Source organism: Blastococcus saxobsidens (assembly GCF_010682065.1).
GTDB lineage: Bacteria > Actinomycetota > Actinomycetes > Mycobacteriales > Geodermatophilaceae > Blastococcus > Blastococcus saxobsidens_B.
Window position 1 is genome coordinate 1 of the sequence record NZ_JAAGWG010000070.1, and the last position, 783, is coordinate 783.

Sequence of the window (783 nt, forward strand, 5' to 3'; positions counted from 1 at the left end):
ACAACACCTTCCAGGGCCAGACCAGCGCCTTCGCCCTCACCTTCACCGGCGTCCAGCGCACCGGCACCGCCCGCTGACCCAGTTGTCCCACGACGAGAACGAGGAGGTGCAGTGATGACCGCCATCCGACGAACGCTGATCCTGATCGCGACGGGCCTGACCGTGGTCCTCGGCGGCAGCATGACCGCCTCGGCCGCCTTCTCCGACACGACGTCGGTGCAGCAGTCGATCACCTCAGGCACCGTCGCGCCCCCCACGGGGCTGACGCTCGTCGACAACTGCACCACCACGACGACGACCGTCAAGCGCACCGTCTACACGAGCCCGGGGACCGGCGCGACGAGCACCACCTACTACAACTCGACGACGACGACGGCCGCCAGCTCGAGCAACGTCCAGGGCACCACGACCACCACGGAGCCCGGCCCCCGGCCGAACGAGACGACGACCACCACCGTCACCAGGAACACCGATCTGCACGTCACGCTGAGCTGGACCGGGAGCAACTCGCGCGGCACCAACGGCTACCGCGTCTCGGCCCGGCTGGCCAACGGCACCGTCAGCCCCCTGATGACCACCGCGGTCGGCACGACGACCGTCACCCAGGTGCAGGACGCCGATGCCCTCGTCTACCAGCCGAGCCTCCTGGTCTCCACGCTCACGACCTACGGCTGGACGGCGGACTCGCCCCGGACGCGGGTGCTGTCGTGCTGACCCTCGTGCACTCCGTCGACACCGTCGACGAGCCCACCACCTCGGCCGCGACCACCGTCGTCGTCCCCG

At 69.9% G+C, this 783-nt stretch carries 1 protein-coding gene; it reads left to right on the top strand.

Features of this window, described 5'->3' with window-relative positions; genetic code table 11:
• Positions 1-114 precede the first annotated feature (114 nt).
• Entirely contained in the window at positions 115-714 is a 600-nt protein-coding gene (locus GCU60_RS19695; protein ID WP_163208343.1) for a hypothetical protein, read from the top strand.
• Positions 715-783: the final 69 nt, after the last annotated feature.